Source organism: Pseudomonas sp. MF08817, assembly GCF_059862705.1.
Genome location: NZ_JCBCUY010000072.1, coordinates 1 through 8281 on the forward strand (window position 1 = coordinate 1; position 8281 = coordinate 8281).

General features: G+C 61.6%; 5 protein-coding genes and 2 rRNA genes. 4 read left to right on the forward strand and 3 right to left on the reverse strand.

What is annotated here, in order from left to right; all coding sequences use genetic code 11:
• The first annotated feature begins 131 nt into the window (after positions 1-131).
• Genes AC19YR_RS24255 through AC19YR_RS24270 form a run of 4 tightly spaced genes read left to right on the forward strand, consistent with a single transcriptional unit; the run spans position 132 to position 5731 of the window.
• Positions 132-875: a DUF3050 domain-containing protein gene (locus AC19YR_RS24255; RefSeq protein ID WP_500600401.1), complete on the forward strand. Its 744-nt coding sequence runs from the start codon at positions 132-134 to the stop codon at positions 873-875.
• Complete coding sequence (locus tag AC19YR_RS24260; RefSeq protein ID WP_500600398.1) at positions 872-1801, forward strand: diiron oxygenase; 930 nt, start codon at positions 872-874, stop codon at positions 1799-1801. Before AC19YR_RS24255 ends, AC19YR_RS24260 begins: the two co-directional genes overlap by 4 nt.
• A 16-nt stretch (positions 1802-1817) precedes the next feature.
• Positions 1818-5237: an amino acid adenylation domain-containing protein gene (locus AC19YR_RS24265; RefSeq protein ID WP_500600399.1), complete on the forward strand. Its 3420-nt coding sequence runs from the start codon at positions 1818-1820 to the stop codon at positions 5235-5237.
• A gap of 29 nt (positions 5238-5266) precedes the next feature.
• Positions 5267-5731: an SRPBCC family protein gene (locus AC19YR_RS24270; protein ID WP_500600400.1), complete on the forward strand. Its 465-nt coding sequence runs from the start codon at positions 5267-5269 to the stop codon at positions 5729-5731.
• A gap of 65 nt (positions 5732-5796) precedes the next feature.
• Here the strand turns inward: AC19YR_RS24270 and AC19YR_RS24275 are convergent, their stop codons facing one another.
• The 3 genes from AC19YR_RS24275 to rrf (AC19YR_RS24285) all read right to left on the reverse strand — a co-directional run.
• A complete protein-coding gene (locus AC19YR_RS24275; protein WP_095109291.1) occupies positions 5797-7677 on the reverse strand; it encodes a methyl-accepting chemotaxis protein in 1881 nt (626 codons plus the stop codon).
• Positions 7678-7980: 303 nt separating this feature from the next.
• A 5S ribosomal RNA gene (rrf, locus tag AC19YR_RS24280) occupies positions 7981-8096 on the reverse strand.
• Positions 8097-8200: 104 nt separating this feature from the next.
• Positions 8201-8281: ribosomal RNA gene (gene rrf / locus AC19YR_RS24285) — 5S ribosomal RNA — on the reverse strand; the annotation flags it as partial.

Below are 8281 nucleotides of genomic sequence, written 5' to 3' on the forward strand. Positions count from 1 at the left end.
TGTGCAAGCAGATCGGCTCGGTTCGGTCAGACGTCCATTGATGATGATGTTTTGGAAGCGGGATTGCGTTCGCTTAGCAAGTGCAGAAAAGTTAACTGACTGTTGCACTTGCTCCTTGAGACCGCCCACCCCTGCAACTGTGCAAAGCGCAATTAGATAACCATCGGATATTTTCCGACATCAACTCACTGGGCAAACTTCAGTGTTTTATGCAAACCCACGTATTTGCCGTGTGGGATTTCATGTCGCTGACCAAGCGCCTGCAAACCGAGCTGACCTGCACCCAGGTGCCGTGGCTGCCAGCGCCCCACCCGCAGGCGACGCGGCTTATCAACGACATTGTGCTGGGCGAGGAATCCGACACGCGACCCAGTGGCGGGCATTGCAGCCACTTCGAGTTGTACCTGGAGGCCATGGCGGAGATCGGCGCCAGCACCCGGGCCATCGAGCAGTTTGTCGCCCTGCAACGCCAAGGCATCAGTTGGAACGCCGCGCTGCACCGCATCGACGTACACCCGAGCGCCGCGACGTTTGTCCGCCACACCCTCGAAACCGCCCTGAACGCTGCGCCCCACTGCGTCGCCGCCGCTTTTGTGCATGGCCGTGAAACCGTGATTCCGATGATGTTCCAGGGCCTGCTCGACCAATGGCGGATCGGCGCGGATCAGGCGCCGACTTTGCGTTACTACCTGCAACGGCATATCGACGTGGACGCTCACGACCATGGCCCAGCCGCCGAACAGTTACTGGCAAGCCTGATCGACGGCGACCCGCAGCGTGAGGCCGAGGCCCAGGCCGCCGCCCTGGCCGCGGTGCGTAGCCGACTCGCGCTGTGGGATGGCTTGCACGCCAGCATCCAGGAGCTGAGCCAATGAACGCCGCCACCTATCAATCCTTCGCCGACACCTGGGAGAACCGCGCCAGCATCCGCACCCGGCCCCGGCGGATGTTGGAAAACGACGACAAATTGATCTACCCCCTGAGCCGTCAGCCCCTGGTTCTGGGCCAGGCCTTTTTGCGCGAATGCCCGCAGCAGCGCGACTTCGTGCTGGTACAGACCCTCTACAAGTTCATCAACGACGTGGTGATTTTTGAAACCGAAATCGTCGACCAGACCGCCCGCAGCATCGCCAAGAACCGCTTTGGCGTGGCCTTCCCGCCAGCCTGCCGGTATGACGCCATGACCGTGGTCGTGGACGAGGACTACCACGCACTAGTGGCCATGGACTTTATGCAGCAAACCATCGCCCTGACCGGTATCGCGCCCATCCAATTACCCACGCAAATCGAGTTGAGCCGCGCCGTGCCGGCTGCCCTGGCCCTGGCCCCGCCTGAGTTGCGCGCGCCCATGGAACTGATCTGCGTGGCCATTGCGGAAAACACCGTAACCCACGATGTCGCCGCGTTCGCCCGGGACGACACGGTGAAGGCCTCGATCAAGGGCCTGATGGCCGACCATTTGCTCGATGAGGGCCGCCACTCCGGGTTCTGGACGCGACTGGTGCAGATCTACTGGCAGCGCGCCAGCGAGGCCGAGCGCCATTGCCTGGCGCAGATCCTGCCGGTGTTTATCCGCCACTACCTGACCAACGACTTGCAGAACGCCTTCGACTTTCAGTTGATCGATCACCTGCCCGTCAGCCCCGCGGTGCACCTCGCGCTCAAGGACGAGGTGTCTGGCCTGGCGTTCCCGATCAATCGCCACCACCCCTTGGTCGGCAACATCGTGCGTTTTTTGCGCAGCAGTTCGCTGCTGGACTCGGCCTGCGTCCAACAAGCAATGGTCGATTACCTGTGCTGATGGGGAGGAACACTGGATGAAATGTCTCGATATTGCACTCATCGGCAACAGCCAGGCTCTGGATGCCATCGGTGAAGAATTGGCGCAACACGGCCACCGCCTCCACTACGCGGCCAGCGATTGCGACCTGTTGATCGAGGACGGCAGCCAAGCGCTGGATAGCCCGATCATCGCCCGCGACAGCCTGCACCTGCGCTTGCAGGAGGCCACCCACGCGGGCGAATGGCTGCCACGCCTGACCCTGCTGTGTTGGCACGGCAGCGCTCGCACCAAACGCCTGTTGGGCCAGCTGCCACTGGCCCCGGAAAGCTCCGGCAACGGCCAGATGCTGCACCGGCGGGCAGTCGATACCCTGGTGGACTACGTCGCGCTGCTGGTCAGCCGTGTGAGCCGCGAGGCCGAGTACCTACAGCACACCACCGCGCTGGATACTGACCACGCCTTGGAGGGCGCCAGCCTACTGCGGTTGCAGGCGCTGGCCTACGTGCACCGGTTCAACGACACCGCCCGGCCTGACTTGCTGTGCCAAGCGCAAACACCGCTCATCGAGCAACTGGACCGCAGCCTTCAGCGCTTTGGCCAACGCACGGCGCTGGTCATTGCCGGCACTCATCTGAGCTATGGCCAACTGCGGGCACAGAGCATGGCGATCCAGCAACGCCTGCTGCCGTTGCTGGCACCGTTGCGCGGCGGCGGGCAGCCATTGGTGGTGGGCCTTTGCCTGGAAAAATCTGCGCCGCTGTACGCCGCCATCCTGGCGATTCTGGGCAGCGACGCGGTGTACCTGCCGCTGGAGCCGGACCATCCGCTGCCGCGCCAGCAGTACATCCTGCAAAACGCCGGGGCGGTACTGCTGCTCCACGACGGCCAGCATCCGCTGGCGCAACAGATGCCTGGGTTGGACGTGGCCCGCATCGACGCCCGCAGCGCCGACCTGCACCAACCCTTGCTGCACTCGCGCCCCAGCGCCGACGCGCCGTGCATGGCGTTCTACACCTCAGGCACGACGGGCCAACCTAAAGGCGTAGTGCTTAGCCAACACAACCTCAGCCATTTTTGCGCCTGGTATGCCGACTTCTGCGAGTTGAATGAACAGAGCAGGGTCTTGCAGTTCGCCTCCCTGGGGTTCGACGCCTCGCTGATCGACATCTTCCCAGCGCTGATCCAGGGTGCGGCGCTGATCGTGCCCAGCGACAGCCAACGCCGCGATCCGCTGCAACTGGCCGCGCTGCTGCGCGAACAGCGCCTGACCCACGGCTTTCTGCCGCCCGCCCTGCTCAGCCTGCTGCCCGGCGACGAACCGCTGGGGCTGGACTGGCTCATGACCGGCGGCGATGTGTGCGAGCCCGAAGCGATTGAGCGCCTCACGCCCCACACGCGCCTGTGCAACCTGTATGGCCCCACCGAAGCCACGGTGCTGGCCACCGCTCGCCCGATGCGCAGCGGCGACCACAACCGCCTGCTCGGCGCGCCCATCGCCAACAGCCGGGTGCTGATTCTCGATGACGCCCAGCAACCGGTGGCGGAGCAGCAAGTGGGCGAGTTGTACATCGTCGGCCCTGGCGTGGCGCTGGGCTATCTGCACAACCCGCAGCAGACCGCCGAGCGTTACCTGGAGTTGCCCCTGCCGGACGGCCAGCGCCTGCGCGCCTACCGCAGCGGCGACCTGGGCAAATGGACCGAAGCGGGAATCGAGCTGTGCGGGCGGCGCGACAATCAGGTGAAAATCCGCGGCTTTCGCGTCGAGCCCGAGGAAATCGAACATTGCCTGCGCGCCAGTCGCCTGTTTGGCCAGGTCGCCGTGGTGATCGACAGCCAGCGGCGCATTCTGGCGTTCGTTGCCCAACCCGCAGGTGAGCAACCGGAACTCGCCCCGCAACGGCTCAAGCAGTGGGCCGCGCAACACCTGCCCGACTACATGCAGCCGCTGGCCTGCACCCTGCTGGCGAGCTTGCCGTGCGCCAGTAATGGCAAGGTGGACCGCCAGGCGTTGCTCAGGCTGCCCGTCACTGTCGTCGCCAATACCTCACGCCAATTGCCCCGCAGCGCCGACGAGGAGCGGCTGCGGGCGCTGTGGGCCGAGCTACTGGAATTACCGGCCGAAGAAATCTGCACCCAGGAGAGCTTCTTCAACCTCGGCGGCCACTCGATCCTACTGTCGCGCCTGCTGCTGGGCCTGCGCGAGCAGTTCGGGCGCAGCATCTCGATCAACCGCTTTATCGAAGACCCGACCCTAGCTCGCCTGGCAACCTTGGTGCGCGGCAACGCCATTGAGCAGAACCTCTGCGAACAGGCGCTGGCCGATGCCTGCCGCCCGCTCGACATCGAAGCCTTGGCGTCATCCCGCATGGGCGATGTGGGCAAAGTGATTGTCACCGGCGCTAACAGTTTCGTCGGCGTACATATCGTGCAAGCACTGCTGGCGGCGGGCGCGAGGGAAGTGGCGTGCCTGGTGCGCGACAGCGCCGGGCAATCGGCGGCGCAGCGCTTCGCCCAGGCCCTGCGGGACAACTGCCTGGAGCATCTGGACCTGAGCCGGGTGCAGGTTCACGCCGCCGACCTGACCCGCCCCGACCTGGGGCTGGCGCCGCCGCTGTACGAGCGCCTGGACAGGGAGTTCGGCGCGTTGGTGCACAACGCCGCCAACGTCAATCATGTCCTCGACTACCCGTCGCTGGCGGGTGACAACGTCGAGCCGCTATTGCACCTGCTGCGGCTGTGCGAAGGGCGCAGCAAAAAGATCTTCAATTTCATCTCGACCCTTTCAGCCTGCAGCACCCGCGACGCCGCCGGCCAAGTGCTGGAAGTGGCCGCCGCGCCGACCCCGCCGATCTACCTGCGCAACGGCTATAACCTGTCCAAATGGGTTGGCGAACGCCTGCTAGAGCGCGCCCGCGAGCGCGGTGTGCAGGTCAACCTGTACCGCCCGGGCAACATCAGCTTCAACAGCCGCAACGGCGTATGCCAACCCCATAAAAACCGCTTGTTGTTGATGCTCAAGGGCTCACTGCAACTGGGCCTGGTGCCACGTCTTGAACTGAACTTCGACTTGATGCCCGTGGACTTCCTGGCCCGTTTCATTGCTTGGCACAGCACCCGCTATCAACCCGGCCGCACCGTCTTCAACCTGCATAACCCTCAACCCTTGAGCTGGGCGGCCTATGTGGCCGCGTTCGAACAGGTCGGCCACTGTTTTGAATGGGCGACCGTGGCCCAGTGGCAGCAACAACTGGCCCGAGTCGACAGCCAGAACGCGTTGTTCGGCGTGCTGGGCTTCTACCTCAACGGCTTTGAAGAGGACATCGGCGATATCTCCATGATCGGCCACACCAATGCCCGCCATGGCATCAAACAAATGGGCGAGCACTACCCGGAAAAATCCCCAGCGCTACTGCGCAAAGGCTGTGAGTACCTCAAGCAGATTGCCTTTATCTGACACCACCCAGCGCATACAGGAGTAAGACCATGAACCACCCCCAACCCGACACCCTGATCCGCAACCCCAACGGCAACCCGATCACCGCCAGCGTCGAGATTCGCGCATCGGCCAGCCGTGTCTGGGCCGTGGCCGGCGAGTTTGCTGGCTTCGACCGCTTCATCCCAGCACTGGAGCGCATCGAGATGACCGGCCAAGGCCCGGGTTCGCTGCGCAAGAAGTTCTTTAAAGACGGCAACCTGGTGGTCGAACAGCTCAACCATCGCGACGAGCAGGCCATGACGATGACCTGGACCACCCTCTACAACACCCTGGGCGTCGGTCAGTTGTGGGCAGCCATGGTGGTTGAAGCCGCGGGCGCCGATTGCTCGCGTGCCACCTGGACCATCATTGCCGAACCGACGCAGGGTGAGGGTGAGGCCGATGCCTTCGCGCAGTTCGTACAGGGTTTTGCTGACGAGGCCATGGGCAATCTACGCACGCTGTTTGCGTAAGCGGCCCATAAAAAAACGCGATGAGCCTGGCAGGCTTCATCGCGTTTTGCTGTAGCGGCTGCGCCTCAGATCTTGAAGCTATCGACCAATTGCTTGAGTCGATTGGCCTGCAACGACAGCGCGTCGCAGTCCTTCAAGGTTTCGTTGAGGTTGGCCACGCCCTGCTGGTTCAACAGGTTGATCTGGTTGATGTCCACGTTGAGGGTTTCCACCACCGCCGTCTGCTCTTCAGTAGCCGCGGCCACCGACTGGTTCATGCCGTCGATTTCCGTGATGCGCTGCGTCACGCTGACCAACCGTTCGCCAGCCTGGTTCGCCACTTCGACGCTTTCCTCGCTGGAAACCTGGCTCGCGTTCATGGTGGTAACCGCTTCGCGAGAGCCGATCTGCAGCGACGTAATCATCTTGTGGATCTCTTCGGCCGACTCCTGGGTGCGGTGTGCCAGGTTGCGCACTTCGTCCGCAACCACAGCAAAACCACGACCCGCCTCGCCGGCACGGGCCGCTTCGATGGCTGCGTTAAGGGCCAGCAGGTTGGTCTGTTGGGAGATGCCTTTAATCACATCGAGAATGTGGCCGATGTTGTCGGTACTCGCATTCAGCGTTTCGATCTGGGTGCAGGACAAGCTGATCTTCTGCGACAACTCGGTCATCGCCAGGATGGTTTTTTCCACCACCTGCCGGCCGTCATCCGCCTGCTCGCTAGCACCGCTGGCATGCTGCGACGCATCAGCCGCGTTGCGGGCAATCTCCTGGGTCGCCGCCCCCAGCTCATTGATGGCCGCCGCCACGCTGTTAGTGCGCGCACTTTGCTCATCGGAACCGACAATGGAAGCGTTGGATGAAGCCATCACCCGTTGTGACAAATCATGAACCTGGCGGGTAGCCGACGACACTTCCGAAATCGATGCGTGAATACGCTCCACAAACTGGTTGAAAGAGCCGCCCAGCACGCCAAATTCGTCCTTACTCTCTACCGTCAGACGACGGGTCAAGTCACCTTCGCCCTGGGCGATGTCCTGCATCGCACGGCCCATGGTGGTCAACGGACGCATCAACACCTGAATCAGCAAGCTCAACAGCACCGCAATGGCCGATACCGCGATGAACATGGCGATCAATGCGGATGTGCGGAATTGGCTGAGAGGTTCGTAAGCTTTGTCCCTATCGATCGACAGGCCGATATACCACTGGGCATTCGGCAACCCAGCGACGGGGGTGAAGGACAGAATGCGTTCCTGCTGGTTGAGCGTCACTTCCTGTGCAGTCTTCTCCAGGCGCAGTGCGGTGCCTGGGTAGATGTCTTTCAGGTTTTTCATCACCTGATCCTCGTCCGGGCTGACGATGACCTGACCGTCGCCGCTGACCAGAAAGGCATGGCCGATGCCACCGAAGTCCACCGAGTTGATGATGTTCATCAGCGTTTGCAGGCTGAGGTCGCCACCGACCACACCCAGCAGTTGCCCCTCTTTCTTTACCGGCATGGCAATGGTAACGATCAACCCGCCCACCGCAGCCTTGTAGGGCGGCGTGAGCATGGTCTGGTTGGCCGCAACGGCCTGCTTGTACCAAGGACGCTCGCGGGGGTCATAGCCGTCGGGCATTTTGGCGTCAGGCCGCTGAGTGAAAACACCGTTGCTCTGGCCAACGTAGGTGAATTGGAAATTCGAGGTGAAGGCCGGTTGGTCCACCAGGCCCGGGAAGTCGGCCTGGGCGCCTTGGTGCGCGACGTTCTGGGCGAGGCTCTCCAGCACCAAGATGCGGCCGCTCAGCCAGTTCTGCACGCTGCTGGCGGTCAAGTCGCCGGCCTGTTCCACCGAGGCCTCAAGGTTTTGCTTGATCGTGTTCCGCTGCAGGTAGTCGTTGTACAAAGTGAACAAGGCAAAAGCCAGAACCACTACGCCAGAGGCGGCCAAAAGGATTTTATGGCTGAACTTGAGATTCATTTCATGGGACTTCTTATGCAAAAAATGGGGGGTCATCCGTGTCGCGTCATTCCATGTCGCCGCGCAGGCAGCATTCTATGGCTGCTCTACTTTGGTGCACGCTCGTCTCAGTACATGTCGGCACCACGGCGATAAAACTTAGGGCTTTGTAAGAAATAGACGACATAACAGGCAAAAACCTGCCGGACGGCATGCTAGAGCGGTATGGCGGGGTTTAGGGAAAGGACAAAAAAACGCTGAAAACAGCAGGGACCAGAAAGACAAAACCCCATTTGCTTTCGCAAATGGGGTTTCGGAATTCAATCTTGACGATGACCTACTCTCACATGGGGAAACCCCACACTACCATCGGCGATGCATCGTTTCACTGCTGAGTTCGGGATGGGATCAGGTGGTTCCAATGCTCTATGGTCGTCAAGAAATTCTGTGTGCGGCTCGTTAAAGAAACGGGCTCGCGAAAATCTTTAGCTTCTACTTAAAACAAAACCCCATCTGCTTTCGCAAATGGGGTTTCGGAATTTAATCTTGACGATGACCTACTCTCACATGGGGAAACCCCACACTACCATCGGCGATGCATCGTTTCACTGCTGAGTTCGGGATG